The organism is Herbidospora sp. RD11066 (assembly GCF_054661255.1).
Map to the genome: position 1 here is coordinate 368,059 of NZ_BAAGDO010000004.1, position 19,325 is coordinate 387,383.

The 19,325-nt window shown below is 72.9% G+C and carries 3 protein-coding genes; all 3 read left to right on the top strand.

The window, feature by feature from the left end; genetic code table 11:
* The first annotated feature begins 27 nt into the window (after nt 1–27).
* From ACYQ78_RS18535 to ACYQ78_RS18545, 3 genes are read left to right on the top strand one after another with little or no spacing between them, the layout of a single operon-like run.
* Complete coding sequence (locus ACYQ78_RS18535) at nt 28–6,558, top strand: type I polyketide synthase (protein ID WP_459802093.1); 6,531 nt, start codon at nt 28–30, stop codon at nt 6,556–6,558.
* Nucleotides 6,559–6,572: 14 nt separating this feature from the next.
* On the top strand, nt 6,573–11,264 hold the full coding sequence (locus ACYQ78_RS18540; protein ID WP_459802094.1) for a type I polyketide synthase: 4,692 nt from the start codon (nt 6,573–6,575) through the stop codon (nt 11,262–11,264).
* A gap of 14 nt (nt 11,265–11,278) precedes the next feature.
* Nucleotides 11,279–19,324, top strand: coding sequence for an SDR family NAD(P)-dependent oxidoreductase (locus tag ACYQ78_RS18545; protein WP_459802095.1), 8,046 nt, complete (start codon nt 11,279–11,281; stop codon nt 19,322–19,324).
* Nucleotide 19,325: the final 1 nt, after the last annotated feature.

Sequence of the window (19,325 nt, forward strand, 5' to 3'; positions counted from 1 at the left end):
CGAGCAGGTTCGCATTATGGAGATAAAATGAGTCTCGGCGATTCCCCGTCGCAGGAACGAGTCGCGGTCGTCGGGATCGCCTGCCGGCTGCCGCAGGCCCCCGGCCCCGCCGCCTTCTGGGACCTGCTCCGGTCACAACGCTCCGCCATCACCGCCCCGCCTCCCGGCCGCTGGGACGAAGCCCCCGACGCCCCGCTCTACGGCGGCTTCCTCGACGACGTCGACGGGTTCGACCCGGAGTTCTTCGGCATCTCCCCGCGCGAGGCGGCGGAGATGGATCCCCAGCAACGCCTCGCCCTCGAACTCGCCTGGGAAGCGTTGGAGGACGCCCGCGTGGTACCGGGCGCGACGACCAGGACCACGAGCGGGCACGACAGTCCGGTTTCTAGCGGGTCCGCAACCGGTGACACGAACGGGGCCGACGGCCGGGGTTCCAGCGAGTCCGCGATCGAGGCCGTCGGACAGGGTTCCGCTGAGGTTGTCAGCGGGGCCGCCGGAAGAATCTCCACCGATGGTCCCACCGGGGTCTTCGTCGGGGCGATCGCTTCCGACTACGCGACTCTGGTCGCTCGGGGTGGGCCCGCCGCCGTCACGCGGCACACGCTCACGGGGCTCAACCGGGGGCTGATCGCGAACCGGATCTCCCACGCGCTCGGGCTGCGCGGACCGAGTCTCACGGTCGACTCGGCGCAGTCGTCGTCTCTGGTGGCGGTTCATCTGGCGGCCGAGAGTCTGCGGTCCGGGGAGTCGGCGCTGGCCATCGCGGCCGGGGTGCATCTGAACCTCGCCACCGACGGCGCGGTGGCCGCCGGTCGGTTCGGGGCGTTGTCGCCCGACGGGCGGTGCTACACGTTCGACGCGCGCGCCAACGGCTACGTTCGCGGCGAGGGCGGGGTGGCGCTGGTCCTGAAGACGCTCAGCCGGGCCCGCGCCGACGGCGACCGGATCTACGCCCTGATCAGCGGTGGCGCGGTCAACAACGACGGCCACACCGCCGGGCTGACCGTCCCCGACCCGGCCGCGCAGGCCGAGGTGATCGGGCTCGCTCTCGACCGCGCGGGGATCGGCCCCGAAGAGGTCCAGTACGTCGAACTCCACGGCACCGGCACCAAGGTCGGCGACCCCATCGAGGCCGCCGCGCTGGGCGCCTCCCTCGGGTCCCCCGGCCGGGTGCTGCGCGTCGGTTCGGTCAAGACCAACGTCGGCCACCTCGAAGGCGCCGCCGGCATCACGGGGCTGCTCAAGACGATCCTCAGCGTGGCCCACCGCGAACTCCCGGCCAGCCTCAACTACGAGACCCCCAACCCCGACATCTCTCTCGACGAACTGGGCCTCCAGGTGCACACCACCTCCGGAGCCTGGCCACGGCCGGAGTGTCCGCTGGTGGCGGGGGTGAGTTCGTTCGGGATGGGCGGGACCAACTGCCATCTCGTCGTCACCGAAGCGCCGGAGTCCCCGCTGCCCGAGGTCTGGGGGAAGGCGCCGGAGGTGCTGCCCTGGGTGCTGTCGGGAGCGAGTGAACAGGCGCTGCGCGAGCAGGCGTCCCGGCTGCTCGACCACCTGCACCGGCCATCGGGAGCTCGGCCATCCGATTCGTGGGCTTTCGAGGATGTGGCGCACTCGCTGGCGGTGACGCGGAAGGCGTTCCGGCATCGGGCCGTGCTGGCGGGGGACGCCGGTGAGGTCGAGGCCGGGTTGCGGGCTCTCGCGTTGGGAGGGCAGGCGGCCTCGCTCGTGCAGGGCGTGGCGGGAGCGCGGCGGAAGACCGTGTTCGTGTTCCCGGGGCAGGGGTCGCAGTGGGTCGGGATGGCCGCGGGGCTGCTGCGGGAGTCGCCCGTGTTCGCGCGGTCGATCGAGGAGTGCGCGGAGGCGCTCGACCCGTACACCGGGTGGTCGCTGGTCGATCTTCTGACGGGGACGGGCGCGCTGGAGCGGGTCGACGTCGTCCAGCCGGCGCTGTTCGCCGTGATGGTGTCGCTGGCCCGGCTGTGGGAGGCGGCGGGGGTGCGTCCGGATGCCGTGGTCGGGCATTCGCAGGGCGAGATCGCCGCCGCGCACATCGCGGGCGCGCTGTCGCTGGCGGACGCCGCCCGCGTGTCGGCGCTTCGGGCCAAAGCCATCGCCGGGATCGCGGGGCACGGCGGGATGGCGTCGGTACTGCTGCCCGCCGATCGCGTCGCGGAGCGGATCGCCCGGTGGGGCGACCGGCTGTCGGTCGCGGCGGTCAACGGGCCCGCCTCCACCGTCGTCTCGGGGGACGCGTCGGCGGTGGGGGAGTTGCTGGAGTCGTACAGGAATGAAGGCATCAGGGCCCGGGTGGTGCCGGTGGACTACGCCTCCCACTCGGCTCATGTCGAACCCCTGCAAGAACAGCTGCTCGACGAGTTGGCCCAGGTCACGCCCACGACCGCGCGGGTGGCGTTCTACTCCACGGTGACCGGGGGGCTCTTCGACACGGCCGGGCTGAGCGCCGACTACTGGTATCGGAATCTGCGCCAACCGGTCGAGTTCGACCGGGCGATCCGGGCCGCCGTAGCCGACGGGCACGACGTCGTGGTGGAGGCGAGTCCGCATCCGCTGCTCACCGAAGGGGTCCGGCTGGTCGACGCCGATGCCCTGGTCTCCGGGACGCTGCGGCGGGAGCACGGCGGGCTGCGGAACTTCCTGCTGGCGCTCGGCCGGGTGCACGCCGGAGGAGGTCTCGTCGACTGGCCGCAGGTGATCGGCCCGGCCCGGGTGGTCGACCTGCCGACCTATGCGTTCCAGCGACGGCGGCTCTGGCTCGGGTCCAGCGAAGTGCCGGGGCCTTCGCGGGAACTACGGGATCTGCGCGAGGCGGCGACCAAGGCCCTCGGCCGGGTGCCGGAGGCGGGGGACTTCCGCTCGGCGCTCGGCCTCGCGCCGGAGCCGCGGGATTTCCGCGCGGCGGTGGCGGACAGCGCGGCGATCGTCCTGGGGTACGCCTCGGGTGACCAGGTCGATCCGGACGTCACCTTCACCGACCTCGGGTTCGACTCGGCGGCGGCGGTCGAGTTCCAGGCCAGGCTCGCCGCTGCGACCGGGCTCACGCTGCCCGCCTCGCTGGTGTACGACCACCCGACCCTCAACGCGGTCAACGCCCACCTCTCCGGGGAGCAGGTCGAGACGGTCGTGGCCGCCCAAGTGGGGGAGCCGGTCGCGATCGTCGCGATGAGCGGGCGGTGGCCCGGTGGGGCCCACTCGCCCGAGGAGCTGTGGGAGGTCCTCGGTTCCGGAACCGACGTGATCAGCGACTTCCCCGCCAACCGGGGATGGGATCTGGCCGGGCTGCGACGTGGGTCGTCCACCGGTTCGGGCGGGTTCCTGCACGACGCCGACGAGTTCGACGCCGCGTTCTTCGGGCTCAGCCCGCGTGAGGCGACCGTCATGGACCCGCAGCAGCGGGTGCTGCTGGAGTCGGCCTGGGAACTGTACGAACGGGCCGGGCTCGACCCTTCGGCGCAGCGCGGCAGCCGGACCGGGGTGTTCGTCGGCGTCACCCCGCACGAATACGGCCCCCGCCTGCACGAGATCCCCGACGACCACCAGGGCCACGCCCTCACGGGCACCCTGACCAGCGCGGCGTCGGGACGCATCGCGTACACCCTCGGGCTCGAAGGGCCCGCCATCACGGTCGACACGGCCTGTTCGTCGTCGCTGGTGGCCATCCACCTGGCGGTCGAGGCGCTGCGGCGCGGCGAGTGCGACCTGGCGGTGGCGGGCGGGGCGGCCGTCATGTCGTCGCCGGGCATGTTCACCGAGTTCAGCCGCCAGGGCGGGCTCGCCGCCGACGGCCGCTGCAAGCCGTTCGCGGCCGCCGCCGACGGCACCGCGTGGGCCGAGGGAGCTGGGCTCGTCCTGCTGGAACCGCTGTCGGCGGCACGGCGCAACCGGCATCCGGTGCTGGCCGTGGTGCGCGGCAGCGCGGTCAACCAGGACGGCGCCTCCAACGGTTTCACCGCCCCGAGTGGCCCCGCGCAGCGGCGGGTGATCCGCGCCGCCCTGTCCGTGGCGGGGCTGACCCCCGGCGAGATCGACGCCGTCGAGGCCCACGGCACCGGCACGACCCTGGGTGACCCGATCGAGGCGGGGGCGGTACTGGCGACGTATGGCCGGGATCGGGAGCGGCCCGTCCTGCTGGGTTCGACGAAGTCCCATCTCGGCCACACGCAGGCCGCCGCAGGGGTGACGGGGCTGGTCGCGATGGTCCAGGCCATCCGGTACGGCACCCTCCCGGCGACCCTCCACATCGACGCGCCATCGCCCCATGTCGACTGGACCTCAGGCTCGGTCGGCCTCCTCACCGAACCCACCGCCTGGCCGTCAACCGGCCGGCCCCGGCGCGCGGCGGTCTCGTCGTTCGGCATCAGCGGCACCAACGCCCACCTGATCGTCGAACAGGCCCCTGACGACGTCGCGGAACCGGTCGGCGAGGCCGGGCCGACTGCGGACCTGGCCTTCGGCCGGGTTCCGGGGTCCGATGCGCCTCCTGCTCACCCGGCCGGCGCGCTGGTGCTTTCGGCCAAGTCGGAGGCCGCGCTGCGGGAGCAGGCGTTCTTCCTGCGGAAGCGGCTGGTAGACCGGCCCGACATCACGCTTGCGGACGCTGCCCGGACCCTGGTCACCGGGCGTGCCCTCTTCCCGCACCGGGCGATCGTTCTCGGCGATCATCTGACCGGGCTCGACGCCCTGAGCGCAGGTTCCGACCATCCCGCCGTGGTCAGTGGCGTCGCCACCCGGCGGGGTGGGCTGGCGTTCCTGCTGACCGGTCAGGGTAGTCAGCGTCCCGGGATGGGCCGGGAGCTGGCCGAGGCGTTCCCCGTCTTCGCCGACGCGCTGGACGAGGTCGCCGCCCACCTCGACGCGCACCTCGCCCACCCCATCCGCGAGGTCATGTTCACCGGCGCCGACGGCCTGCTCGACACCACCGCCTACACCCAGCCCGCCCTGTTCGCCTTCGAGGTCGCCCTCCACCGCCTGGCCGGGGAGTTCGGCCTGCACCCCACCCACCTCATCGGCCACTCGATCGGCGAACTCACCGCCGCCCACCTCGCCGGAGTCCTCTCCCTCCCCGACGCCGCCGCCCTGGTCACCGCAAGGGGACGCCTGATGCAGTCGGTCACGGAACAGGGCGCGATGGCGGCGCTGCGCGGCACCGAGGCCGACCTGGCCGACCTGGCCGGGCTCCTCGGCGACCGGGTCGACATCGCCGCGATCAACGGCCCCGACTCGCTGGTCGTCTCGGGCGACCGGGACGCCGTCGCGGAACTCGTCGCCCAGTGGCACCAGGCCAAAGAACTCAAGGTCAGCCACGCCTTCCACTCACCTCACATGGACGCGGTCCTGGACGAATTCCGTGAGATCGCCGCCGGAGTCTCCTACCACCCGCCCCGCCTCCCCGTGATCTCCAACGTCACCGGCCGCCTGGCCACCACCGAGCAGCTCACCGACCCCGGCTACTGGGCCGACCACATCCGCCGCGCGGTCCGCTTCCACGACGGCGTCACCACCCTCCGGGATCTCGGCGTGACCGACTTCGTGGAGATCGGCCCCGGCGGAGCCCTGGCCGCACTCGTGCAGGAGGGCGCGGTCGCCGCCGCCAGGAAGGACCGCCCGGAACCGGACGCCTTCCGCGCCGCGCTCGCCACCCTCCACACCACCGGAGTGCCGGTCGACTGGCGCCCCGACGTGGTGAAAGCGGGCCGTGCCGACCTGCCGACCTACCCGTTCCAGCGCCGCCGCTTCTGGGTGACCGCCGCGAGCCGGGCCGTGAACGCGCTGCTGAGCCCGGCCGTGGAACTGGCCGACGGTTCGGGCACCGTCCTGACCGGCTCACTCTCCGCCGACGCCCACCCTTGGCTGCTCGACCACACGATCGACCACAGCGTGTTCGCCGACCTGGCCGCCCGCGCCGCCCGGGAGACGGGTGGTCTGCGGCTGGCGGAACTGACCGTGGCCAGACCCTTCGCCGCGGCCGAGGCGGTCGACGTCCAGATCCTGGTGGGAACCGCCGACGGCGACGGCCGGCGGCCGATCGGCCTGCACGCCCGCCCGGCCGGAACCGGCCCCTGGACCAGGCACGCGACGGGCACCCTCGAACCGGCCGTGTCGGTGCGGCCCGGTTCGGAGTGGCCGTCGGCGGCCATGATCGCGCGCTGGGCGTCGGACGGCGGCGTGCCGCAACGCCAGGCCGAGGACCTCGGCGACCTGCTCGATCTCGTCAGGAGGACCGGGGCCGCCGTGCTCGGGCATGCCGACGTGGAGGCGGTGCCGCCCGACCGCGGGTTCCTCGACGGCGAGTTCGACTCGCTCAGCAGCGTCGAGCTGCGCAACCGGCTCGACCGGATCACCGGCCTGCGGCTGCCCTCGACGCTCGTCTTCGACCATCCCACGCCGGTGGCCGTGGCCGCCTACCTGCGGGAACGCCTGTTCCCGACGCAACCGGCCCCGGAACCCGAGGACGACCTCGACTTCGACCTCGACAGCGCCACCAACGACGAGCTCTTCGAGCTCATCGACAACGAACTGCGTCTTTCGTGAAGGGCACTCAGTCCATGGCAGACGAAGAGAAGCTGCGTACCTACCTGACCCGGGTGACCCACCAGCTCAGGCAGACCCGGCAACGGCTGGAGGAGGTCGAGTCGGCCGCCCGCGAGCCGATCGCGATCGTCGGCATGGCCTGCCGCCTCCCCGGCGGGGTCGACTCACCGTCCGGGCTGTGGGACCTGGTCGCCGAAGGGCGCGACGTCATCGGCCCGTTCCCCGCCGACCGGGGCTGGGATCTCGACGGCCTGTACGACCCCGACCCCGCCACCAGCGGCACCACCTACGTCCGTGAGGGCGGTTTCCTGTACGACGCCGCCGACTTCGACGCGGAGTTCTTCGGCGTCTCCCCGCGCGAGGCACTGGCGGCCGACCCGCAGCAGCGCATCCTGCTGGAGACCGCCTGGGAAGCTCTTGAAGACGCCCGCATCGACCCCGGCACCCTGCGCGGCTCCGACGTCGGCGTCTTCGCCGGGGTCATCTCCCAGGAGTACGGCCCCAGCCTCCACCACCGCCCCGACCGCGACACCGACGGTTACGTCCTGACCGGCACCACCACGAGCGTGGCGTCGGGCCGGATCGCGTACACCTTCGGCTTCGAAGGCCCGGCGGTGACCGTGGACACGGCCTGCTCGTCGTCGCTGGTCGCCCTGCACCTGGCGGTCCAGTCGCTGCGCCTGGGCGAGTGCTCCCTGGCCCTGGCGGGCGGCGCCACCGTGCTGGCCGCCCCCGGCATGTTCATCGAGTTCGCCCGCCAGCGCGGCCTCGCCCCCGACGGCCGGATCAAGGCCTTCGCCGGAGCCGCCGACGGCACCGCGTGGGCCGAGGGCGCCGGCCTCATCGCCCTGGAACGCCTCTCGGACGCCCGCCGCCACGGCCACCGCGTGCTGGCCCTGCTGCGCGGCACCGCCGTCAACCAGGACGGCCGCAGCAGCCAGCTCACCGCCCCCAACGGCACCTCCCAGCAGCGCGTCATCCGCCGCGCCCTCGAATCGGCGGGCCTGAAGCCCCACGACATCGGCCTGATGGAGGCCCACGGCACCGGCACCACCTTGGGCGACCCCGTCGAGGCCCACGCCCTCCTGGCTACTTACGGCCAGCACCGCCTCTCGGGCCACCCGCTTTTCCTCGGCTCGCTGAAGTCGAACATGGGCCACTCCCAGGCCGCCGCCGGCGTCCTCGGCGTGATCAAGGTCGTCGAGTCGATCCGCCGAGGCATCCTCCCCAAGACCCTGCACGTGGACGAACCGTCGTCCTACGTCGACTGGTCGTCTGGCTCCGTGGAACTCCTGACTGAGCCCCGCCCGTGGCCGGACAACGAGGTCCGCCGAGGCGCGGTCTCGGCCTTCGGCGTCAGCGGCACCAACGCCCACGCCATCGTCGAACAGGTCCCCGAAGAAGAGGCCGAAGAGAGAACGCCCGTTTCCGGCCCGGCGCCATGGGTGCTTTCGGCCCGTAACGCGGCAGGCCTACGCGGCCAGGCCGCCAAGCTGGCGAGTTGGCTCGATGCGGCCGACGGAATCGGCGCGGCTCCCGCTGCCGGTGGCGGCCATGTAGGTGCGGCTGTCCGAGGTGTGACTTCTGCCGAAGTCCGGGGCACGAGGTTGCCCGAGGCCGATGTGGCGTACTCGCTGGCCACCACCCGGGCCTTGCTCGACGAGCGGGCCGTGGTGGTGGGCGACGTCGAAGCGGGCCTGCGCGCGCTGGCCGCCGGTGAATCGTCACCGTGGGTCGTGACCGGCCGGGCGGGCCGAGGTCTGGCCTACCTCTTCACCGGCCAGGGCAGCCAGCGAGCGGGCATGGGCCGGGAGCTGTACGAGCGCTTCCCGGTGTTCGCACGAGCCTTCGACGCGGCGATCTCCGGCCCGGTGAAGGAGGTGGTGTTCGGCCGGACCAGCGCCCGCGATGCGCATCACGAAGAGGAGACGTCATCTGGTGCATCACACCGGCAAGCGGCCGAGCCCCAGGGCGAGGCCACGTCCGGCGGAGCCGCTGCTTCTCGCGGGCAAGTCGCCGAGCCGGATGGGCGGCTGGATCAGACGTTTTTCACGCAGTCGGGGTTGTTCGCGTTGCAGGTGGCGTTGTTCCGGTTGCTGGAGTCGTGGGGTGTGCGGCCCGACTACGTGGCCGGGCATTCGATCGGGGAGTTGGCCGCAGCGCATGTGGCCGGGGTCTGGTCGCTGGAAGACGCGTTCAAGGTGGTCGAAGCGCGTGGGCGGTTGATGCAGGCGCTGCCCGCCGGTGGCGCGATGGCCGCGATCGAGGGCACCGAGGACGAGATCCCCGGCACCGTCGAGATCGCTGCGATCAACGGCCCCTCGTCGATCGTGGTCACCGGCGAAGAGGAGGCGGTCGGCGCCGTCGTCGAAGAGTTCTCCGCCCGAGGGCGTCGCACGCGCCGGCTCACCGTCAGCCACGCGTTCCACTCCGCCCGGATGGAGCCGATGCTGGCCGAATACCGGCAGGTCCTCGAATCGGTCACCTTCCACGAGCAGCGCATCCCGCTGGTCTCCACGCTGACCGGCCGGATCACCGATGTCGGCACACCCGACTACTGGGTCCGTCAGGTGCGGGAACCCGTCAGGTTCGCCGACGCCGTCGGCACTCTGGAGGGCGCCGGAGTCACGACATTTCTGGAACTCGGCCCCGACGCGGTGCTCTCGGCGCTCGTCCCCGCCGACCACAAGGCCGTCCCGCTGTTGCGCAAGGACCGCCCCGAAGAGCTCACCACCCTGCTCGCCCTCGGCCAGGCCCACATCCACGGCAAGAAGGTCGACTGGGCGGAAGTCATCCCGGGCGCACGCCAGACCGACCTGCCCACCTACGCCTTCCAGCGCGAACGCTACTGGCTCGACGCCACCAAGCCCGTTGGCCAGGCCAGAGCGGTCGACGACTGGCGTCACCAGATCGTCTGGCGCCGCCTCCCCGACCCCGGCCAGACCCGGCTGAGCGGGAAGTGGCTGGTGGTCGTACCGGAAGGGGTCGAGACCACCGCCGTCGAGGCGGCGCTGAACAGCAGGGGAGCGCAGGCGACCCGCCTGGAGGTCTTCTCCGACGACCGGGACAAACTGGCCGCCGAGCTCGCGCAGGCCGGGCCGGTCGACGGGATCCTGTCTCTCCTCGCCTGGTCGGACGCGGAGTCGGATGAGGTCGTGCCCTGGTCGTACAGGGCGAATCTGGCCCTGCTCCAGGCCGCGCCCGACGCGCCCGTCTGGTGGGTGACCAGGAACGCCGTGGCGACGGGACCCGGGGACCTCGCGCCCGATCCGGGGCAGGCGCTGCTGTGGGGCCTGGGCGCGATCGCCGCCGTCGAGCGGCCGGAACGGTGGGGCGGCCTCGCCGACCTGCCCGGCGACGGCCACTGGGACGACCTCGCCGACGTGCTCGGCGGCAGGGAACCCGAGGTCGCCCTGCGGGGCTCGGGGCGCTATGCCCGGCGGCTGGTCCGCACCTCCCCGCCCGCCGGGAAGACGTGGACCGCGGAAGGAACCGTGCTGGTCACCGGTGGTACCGGTGCGATCGGCGGGCACGTCGCGGCCTGGCTGGCCGGACGCGGCGTGCGCGACCTCCTGCTCGTGGGCAGGCGGGGAGAGAACGCCCCGGGCGCGGGCGCCCTGCGCGACCGGCTGGCCGAGCTCGGCGCACGGGTCACCTTCGCCGCCGCCGACGTCGGTGACCGGGCCGCGCTCGAACGGGTGCTGGCCGGGATCCCGGCCGACCGGCCGCTGACCGCCGTCTTCCACGCCGCCGCCGACCTCGACGACGGGCTGATCGACACGCTCACCCCCGAGCGGGCCGAGCGGGTGCTGCGGGTGAAGGCGGGCGGCGCCCGGCACCTGCACGACCTCACCCGGGACCTCGATCTGACCGCTTTCGTGCTGTTCTCGTCGGTCTCCGGCGTCTGCGGGCTGCCCGGTCAGGGCAACTACGCGCCCGGCAACGCCTACCTCGACGCGCTGGCCGCCCGCCGCCGCGCCGAGGGGAAGCCGGCCACCGCCGTCGCCTGGGGCCGGTGGTCGGGCAAGGGCCTCGTCGACTCGGCCACCGCGAAAACCCTGTCCCGGTACGGCCTGCGGGGCATGGCCCCCGAATCCGCCATCACCGCCCTCGGCCTGGCCCTCGACCGCAACGAGACCAACGTCGTCGTGGCCGACGTCGACTGGAGCGCCCTCTTCCAGAACCGCCCGCGCACCCTCGTCTCCGAGTTCCTGGAACCGGCGGCGGAGCCCTCGGCGGGCCTCGACGAGGTGAACGCGAAGACCCTGCTGCGGCTGGTCCGCACCCAGGCCGCCGCCGTGCAGGCCCGCCCGTCGGCCGACGACGTCGACCCCCGGGCGCGCTTCCGCGACCAGGGCTTCGACTCGCTGACCTCGGTCGAACTGCGCAACCGCCTGTCGGCCGCGACCGGCCTGACGCTGCCGCCGTCGATCGTGTACGACCACCCGACCCCCGACGCGGTCGCCGCCTACCTCCTCGCCGAACTCAAACCGGAGGAGAAGGCCCCGACGATCGCGACCGTGCTCGAGCGCATCGAGGCGCTGGAACACGTCCTGGCCACCGCCGAGGTCACCGGCCGCGACCGGGAGACCGCCGCAGCGCGGCTCCGGAACCTGGCCACCACCTGGGACGACCGCCCCGACCTCGCATCGGCCGATGACGACGAACTCGTCGACTTCATCACCCGCACCCTCGGCATCTCCTGAGAGGCACCTCGACCATGAGTGACGACCAGATCCGGCATCTGCTCAAGCGGGTCTCGGCCGAGTTGCACGAGACCCGGCGGCAGCTCAAGCGGGTCCGCGACGAACAGACCGAACCGATCGCCGTGATCGGCATGGCCTGCCGCCTCCCCGGCGGTGTGAGCTCCCCGGAGGACCTGTGGGAGCTGGTCTCCGCCGAGCGCGACGCCGTCGGCGAGTTCCCCACCGACCGCGGCTGGGACCTCGGTTCCCTGTACGACCCCGACCCCGACCGCCCCGGCACCACCTACACCCGCCACGGCGGCTTCCTCGACGACGTGGCCGGTTTCGACGCCGAGTTCTTCGGCATCTCCCCTCGCGAGGCCCTGGCCACCGACCCGCAGCACCGCCTGCTCCTGGAGACGGCCTGGGAGGCGCTGGAGCGGGCCGGCGTCGACGTGACCACCCTGCGCGGGAGCCGTACGGGCGTCTTCGCCGGCATGAACGGCCAGGACTACGCGGCCCGTCTCCCCGGTGTCCCCGCGGCGGTCGACGGTTACCTGAGCATCGGCACCGCGATGAGCGTGGCGTCCGGGCGCGTCGCCTACACGTTCGGCTTCGAGGGCCCGGCGGTGACCGTGGACACGGCGTGCTCGTCGTCGCTGGTGGCGCTGCACCTGGCGGTCCGTTCGCTGCGCTCCGGCGAGTCGGACCTGGCCCTGGCGGGCGGCGTGACGGTGATGACCTCACCGGTCGGGTTCGTCGAGTTCTCCCGCCAGCGCGGCCTGGCCCCCGACGGGCGGGTCAAGGCCTTCGCCCGGGGCGCCGACGGCACCGGCTGGGCCGAGGGCGCCGGATTCCTCCTGGTCGAACGCCTCTCGGACGCCCAGAGGCTCGGCCACGAGGTCCTGGCCGTGATCACCGGCACCGCCGTCAACCAGGACGGCGCCTCCAACGGCCTCACCGCCCCGAACGGCCCCGCGCAACGGGCAGTCATCGAGAGCGCCCTGGAGTCGGCCGGTCTGTCGGGCGCCGACGTCGACCTCCTGGAAGCCCACGGCACCGGCACGACCCTGGGCGACCCGATCGAGGCCCACGCCCTGCTCGGCACCTACGGCCAGAACCGTTCCCGGCCGTTGTGGCTCGGCTCGGTCAAGTCGAACATCGGCCACACCCAGGCGGCCGCGGGCGTGGCCGGTGTCATCAAGGTCATCGAAGCGATCCGCCACGGCGTCCTCCCGAAAACCCTGCACGTGGACGAACCATCCCCTTACGTCGACTGGTCCACGGGCTCGGTAGAACTGCTGACCGAAACGAGGCCGTGGCCGGAGACGGAGGTCCGGCGAGCGGGAGTATCGGCCTTCGGCGTCAGCGGCACCAACGCCCACGTGATCGTCGAAGCAGCCCCCACGCCTACCGAGTCGGCGACCTCCACAGACACCGGCCCTTCAGCCTCCGAAGCGACAGGCCGGTCGGCCGCCGCCATCACGGGGTCACCGGCTGCCCCTGCCACAGGACCGTATGCCGTCGTTGCGCCGGTGCCGTTGGTGGTTTCGGCTCGCACCCCGGCCGCCCTCCGAGCTCAAGCGAGGCAGCTCGCCGGATACCTGGACAGAGCGGACCTCTCCGACATCGGGTATTCCCTGGCCACCGGCCGGGCCCTGCTCGACGAGCGTGCCGTGATCGTCGGCGACCCGGAGGCGGGCCTGCTCGCATTGGCGGCCGATGAACCCTCGCCGCACGTGGTCAGGGGTGTAGCGGGTGGCGAGCTGGCGTATTTGTTCACCGGCCAGGGGAGCCAGCGGGCGGGGATGGGCCGGGAGCTGTACGAGCGGTTCCCGGTGTTCGCCGAGGCTTTCGACGCGGCGTCGTCGGACCTGGTGAGGGAGGTGGTTTTCGGACGCGCGGCTCCTTCTCTTGGGCAGGCAGCCGAGCCGGATGGTGGTGCGGCGTCCGACGGGCGGTTGGATCAGACGTTTTTCACGCAGTCGGGGCTGTTCGCGTTGCAGGTGGCGCTGTTCAGGCTGCTGGAGTCATGGGGTGTCCGGCCTGACCACGTGGCGGGGCACTCGATTGGGGAGCTCGCCGCCGCGCATGTGGCCGGGGTGTGGTCGCTGGAGGACGCGGCCAAGGTGGTCGAGGCCCGTGGCCGGTTGATGCAGGCCCTTCCCACCGGTGGGGCGATGGCCGCGCTGGAGGCCACCGAGGGCGAGATCCCGTCCGGGGTCGAGATCGCCGCCATCAACGGGCCGACGTCGCTGGTCATCACCGGTGACGAGGATGCGGTCGACGCCGTTCTCAGGGAGTTCGCCGAGAAGGGGCGGCGCACGCGCAGGTTGACGGTCTCGCACGCGTTCCACTCCGCGCGGATGGAGCCGATGCTCGCCGAATACCGCCGGGTGCTGGAGTCGGTGACTTTCCACGAGCCGCGCATCCCGCTGGTCTCCACGCTCACCGGCCAGGTCAGCGATGTCACCACGCCCGACTACTGGGTCCGCCAGGTGCGGGAGCCCGTCAGGTTCGCGGATGCCATCGGCACTCTGGACGCCGCCGGAGTCACGACATTTCTGGAACTCGGCCCCGACGCGGTGCTCTCGGCGCTGGTCCCCGCCGGCCACACTGCAGCCCCGCTGCTGCGCAAGGACCGTCCGGAGGACGTCACCGCGCTGCTCGCCCTCGGCCAGGCCCACATCCACGGCGTCCAGGTCGACTGGCGGGAGGTCATCCCCGGCGGGCGCCGGACCGCGCTGCCCACCTACCCCTTCCAGCGCGAACGCTACTGGCTGGACCTCCCCGACGAACCGGTCACCGGCCCCCTGCACCTCGCCGACGGCAGACGCGTCCACACGACGAGACTCGCCACCCGCACCCACCCCTGGCTCTCCGACCACGTCATAGCGGGGGCGGTCGTGGTCCCCGGCACCGCCCTGCTGGACCTCGCACTGCGAGCCGCCGACGATCTCGACGAGCTGGTCATCGAGGCCCCCGTGGTCATCACCGGCGACGTGACCGCCGAGATCCAGGTCTCCGTGGACGGCGACGACCTCACCGTCCACTCCCGGATCGCCGACGGCGAATGGACCAGGAACGCGACCGGCCGGACCGCCACCACCGACCTGCCCCCGGCCGACCCCCCGGCCACGTGGCCGCCGCAGGCCGAACCGCTCGACACCGCCGGGCTCTACGAGCTGCTCGCCGAGGTCGGTCTCGGCTACGGCCCCGCCTTCCAGGGCGTCACCACCGCCTGGCGCGACGGCGAGACCCTCTACGCCGAGGTGGCGCTCCAGGAAGGTGAGGGTGCCGACACGTACACCGTGCATCCCGCCCTGCTCGACGCGGCCCTGCACCTGGCCGCCGACCCGGCGAGGCTGCTGCTGCCCTTCGCCTGGCGGGGCGTCCGCCACCACGCCTCAGGTGCGACAACAGCGAGGGTCACCCTGATCCCGGTCGGCCCCGACCGCTGGTCGGTCGCCCTGACCGACGAATCCGGCACACCGATCCTCTCCGTCGAGGCGCTCGACTCCCGCCCGATCGACCCCGCCGCCCTCCGAACGGCGGCCCTTCACCACGTCGAATGGGTCGAGAGCGACGCCGCGCCGGAAGCCCCGAGTAGGGTGATCGACGTCCCCGAAGCGGGTGACGACTGGCATGACCTGGTCAACCAGGTCCTCGCCGACCTGCGCGACGCCCAGGGCCCCGTGCTGGTCCGGGTCGCGAACGCGGTCGCCGTGCGCCCGGAGGACACGGTCGACCCCCGGCAGGCGGCGGTGTGGGGGCTGGTCAAGTCGGCGCAGGCCGAACAGCCCGACCGCTTCGTCCTCGCCGACGGTGACGCCGTCAGCGCCCCCGCCGGTGAGCCGGTGTTCGCGGTCCGGGACGGCAAGATCTACGTACCGCGCCTGAAGAGGATCGCCCCCCAGGACAGGCCCGCACCTCCCGGCGGAACCGTGCTGATCACCGGCGGTACCGGCGGCCTCGGCAAGATCTTGGCGCGCCACCTGGTGACCAGACACGGCGTCCGTCATCTGGTGCTCACCAGCCGTCGCGGTGAACAAGCGCCCGGGGCGCCGGAGCTGAAAGAGGAGCTGACCGCGCTCGGTGCCCAGGTCGACATCGTCGCGGGCGACGTCGCCGACCGCGCGTTCCTCGCCGAGGTCATCACCGGCCTCCCGGCGCTGACCGGCGTGATCCACACGGCCGGGGTCGTGGACGACGGCGTGCTCGCCGCCCTCACCCCCGAGCGGGTGTCCGGGGTGCTGCGCCCCAAGGCCGACGCCGCCCGCCACCTGCACGAACTCACCCGAGACCGCGACCTGGCCTGGTTCGTCCTCTACTCGTCGGTCGCGGGGGTTCTGGGCAGCGCGGGCCAGGCGAGCTACGCGGCGGCCAACGCCTACCTCGACGGGCTGGCCGTCCACCGCCACTCCCTCGGACTGCCCGCGGTGTCGCTGGCCTGGGGGCTCTGGGCCGAGCAGACCGGCATCACCGCCCACCTGCGGGAGGCCGACCTCGCGCGGGCCGCCAGGAACGGGGTCCGCCCCCTCGCCACCGACGACGCCCTGGAACTGTTCGACGCCGCGCTCGGCTCCGGCTTCCCGGTGCTGGTCCCGGGCGTGCTCGACCTCAAGCCCCGGCCGGTCCGCCGCGCGGACGCCCCCAGGGTGGGCGGACTGGCCGGTCTCACCACGGAGGCGCGCGCGGACGCGCTCCTCGCCCTGGTCAGGGCGGAGGCCGCCGCAGTCCTCGGCACCGGCACCGTCGCCGCCGGGCGCGCCTTCGGCGACCTCGGGCTCGACTCGCTGATGTCGGTCGAGCTCCGCAACCGCCTCGGCGCCGCCACGGGCCTGTCCCTCCCGGCCACCCTGACCTTCGACCACCCGACCGCCGCCGCCGTCGCCGCTCATCTGAACGGCCTGTTCCAACCGGCGCCGTCGCGCCCGGTGGAGAAGCCGGTCTCCGTACGTGTTGACGACGACCCCATCGCCATCGTCGGCATGGCCTGCCGACTCCCCGGAGGCGTCGCCAACCCCGACGACCTGTGGAGACTCGTCGAGTCGGGCGGCGACGCCGTCTCGGGTTTCCCGGACAACCGAGGCTGGGACCTCGACGGGCTCTACGACCCCGACCCGGACGTCCCAGGGAAGTCGTACACGAGATCGGGCGGTTTCCTGCACGAGGCCGCCGAGTTCGACGCGGGCTTCTTCGGCATCTCCCCGCGCGAGGCCCTGGCCACCGACCCGCAGCAGCGCCTCCTCCTGGAAACGGCGTGGGAGGCGTTCGAGCACGCCGGAATCGACCCTTCGGCGCTGCGCGGCAGCCGCACCGGCGTGTTCGCCGGGGTCATGTACCACGACTACGCGCCCAAGCTCGGCGAGGCGCCGGTGCCGCTGGAGGGATACCTCGCCAACGGCAACGCGGGCAGCGTGGCGTCCGGCCGCATCTCCTACGCCTTCGGCTTCGAGGGCCCGGCCGTCACGGTCGACACCGCCTGCTCGTCGTCGCTGGTCGCGCTGCACTTGGCCGCCCAGTCGCTCCGGACGGGAGAGTCCGACCTGGCCCTGGCGGGCGGCGTCGCGGTCATGGCCACACCCTCGGTGTTCGTCGAGTTCTCCCGCCAGCGCGGCCTCGCGGTCGACGGCCGCTGCAAGGCCTACGCTGCCGCCGCCGACGGCACCGGCTGGGCGGAGGGCGCGACCCTGCTCCTGGTCGAACGCCTCTCCGACGCCCGCCGCCTGGGCCACGAGGTCCTGGCCGTGGTCCGCGGCACGGCGGTCAACCAGGACGGCGCCTCCAACGGCCTCACCGCCCCCAACGGCCCGTCGCAACAGCGGGTCATCCGGCAGGCGCTGACCAACGCGGGCCTGACCCCGCAGGACGTCGACGTCGTCGAAGGCCACGGCACCGGCACCACCCTCGGGGACCCCATCGAGGCCCAGGCGTTGATCGCCGTCTACGGCCAGGACCGACCGGGCGACCCTCTGTGGCTCGGCAGCCTGAAGTCGAACATCGGCCACACCCAGGCGGCGGCGGGCGCGGCCGGCGTGATCAAAATGATCCAGGCCATGCGCCACGGCGTCCTCCCGAAGACCCTCCACGTCGACGAGCCCACCCCCCACGTCGACTGGTCGGACGGCACGGTCCGCCTGCTCACCGAACCCCGCGCATGGACCCCCGACCGCCCCCGCCGCGCCGCCGTCTCCTCGTTCGGCGTGAGCGGCACCAACGCCCACGTGGTCATCGAGGAACCCCCCACCCGAGAGACGCCAGGCCTCCACGAGGGGGCGCCGCCCGTGACACCACTCGTCTGGCCGATCTCCGCGCGGACTCCCGACGCCCTCGCGGGTCAGGCCGCCCGCTTCGCCGGCCTTGCCGCCAATCCCCATGTCCACCTCGCCGACGTCGGATTCTCGCTGGTCACCACTCGGTCCTCCTTCGAGCATCGGGCCGTGATCGTCGCTTCCGACCACGCCGGATTCGCCGACGGGGTCGGGGCGCTGGCTGACGGCACTTCGTCGAAGCGGGTGGTGAAGGGGACCGCCGATGCCGAGGGGAAGGTCGTGTTCGTCTTCCCCGGGCAGGGGTCGCAGTGGGCCGGGATGGCGGCCGGGCTGCTCGACGAGTCGCCCGTGTTCGCGGCCAGGCTCGCCGAGTGCGGGCGGGCGCTCTCTCCATATGTCGACTGGAAACCAGAGGAGCACCTGCGGGCCGGGACGGGACTGGACAGGGTCGACGTCGTCCAGCCGCTGCTCTGGGCGGTCATGGTGTCGCTGGCGGCGCTGTGGGAGTCGCACGGTGTGCGGCCGGACGCCGTCGTCGGGCACAGCCAGGGGGAGATCGCGGCGGCGGCCGTGGCGGGGCTGCTCAGCCTCGACGACGCCGCCCGCGTGGTGGCGTTGCGCAGCAGGGCGATCCTCGCTCTCGCGGGCAGTGGCGCGATGGCCTCCATCGCCCTGCCGCCCGGCGAGATCGAACTGCCCGACGGGGTCTCGATCGCGGCGGTCAACGGGCCCGCCCAGGTGGTGGTCGCCGGTGATCCGGACGCCGTCGAGGCGCTGGTGGAGGCGTTCAAGCAGCGGGACGTGCGGGCCCGGCTGATCCCCGTCGACTACGCCTCGCACTCGGCCCATGTCGAGCGGGTCGAGGCGGAGATCCGGGCCGACCTGGCTCCGGTCGTACCGGGAGAGGGCAGGGTGCCGTTCTTCTCGACGGTCACCGGCGACTGGCTCGGCGACACTCCGCTCGACGCCGGCTACTGGTACACCAACCTGCGCGAGCGGGTGCGGTTCCACGACGCCGTCCAGGCGCTCGAAGGCCAGGGATACGGGGTGTTCGTCGAGGTCAGCCCGCATCCCGTGCTGACCGGGCCGATCCAGGAGACGGCTCCGGGGCCCGTGGTGGCCGGGACGCTCCGCCGGGACCAGGGCGGGCCCGAGCGGTTCCTCACCTCGCTGGCCGAGCTGCACGTCAGGGGCGTGTCCGTCGACTGGCTGCCGGTCTTCCCCGGCGCCAGGAAGGTCGCGCTGCCCACCTACGCGTTCCACCGGCGGCGGTTCTGGCTCGACCAGATGCCGTCAGGGCCGCGTACGGAAGAGACCACCACCCCCGAACCGGTCACGCGCTCGCTCGCCGACCTGACCGGCGCCGACCTCGACGCCGCGGTGCTCGCGCTGGTCAGAGCCGAGTCGGCGATCGTGCTCGGGCACGACGACGCCGCCGCGGTCGAACTCGGGCGGCCCTACCGGGACGTCGGGCTCGACTCGCTTACGGCGGTCGACCTGCGCAACCGGCTCAACACGGCGACCGGGCTGCACCTGCCGCCCACGCTCGTCTTCGACCATCCGACCCCGGCGGCCATCGCCGCCTACCTCAAGGACGAACTGTCCGGCACGGCCGTCACCTTCCCGAACGCCGGGCCCGCCCTCGACTACCTGGAGACCGCGCTCGCCGCCGGGCCGGAACCCGACCTGATCGCCCGGATGCGGCGGCTGCTCGACCGATGGGACACCGGTCCCGGCACGGCGGTCGACCTCGACTCCGCCACCGACGAGGAGCTCTTCCGGCTCCTCGACCACGACCCGCTTTAGG

Coding starts and splice junctions, on each gene's coding strand:
- ACYQ78_RS18535 (WP_459802093.1), top strand. CDS start 28: ATGAGTCTCGGCGATTCCCCGTCGCAGGAACGAGTCGCGGTCGTCGGG.
- ACYQ78_RS18540 (WP_459802094.1), top strand. CDS start 6,573: ATGGCAGACGAAGAGAAGCTGCGTACCTACCTGACCCGGGTGACCCAC.
- ACYQ78_RS18545 (WP_459802095.1), top strand. CDS start 11,279: ATGAGTGACGACCAGATCCGGCATCTGCTCAAGCGGGTCTCGGCCGAG.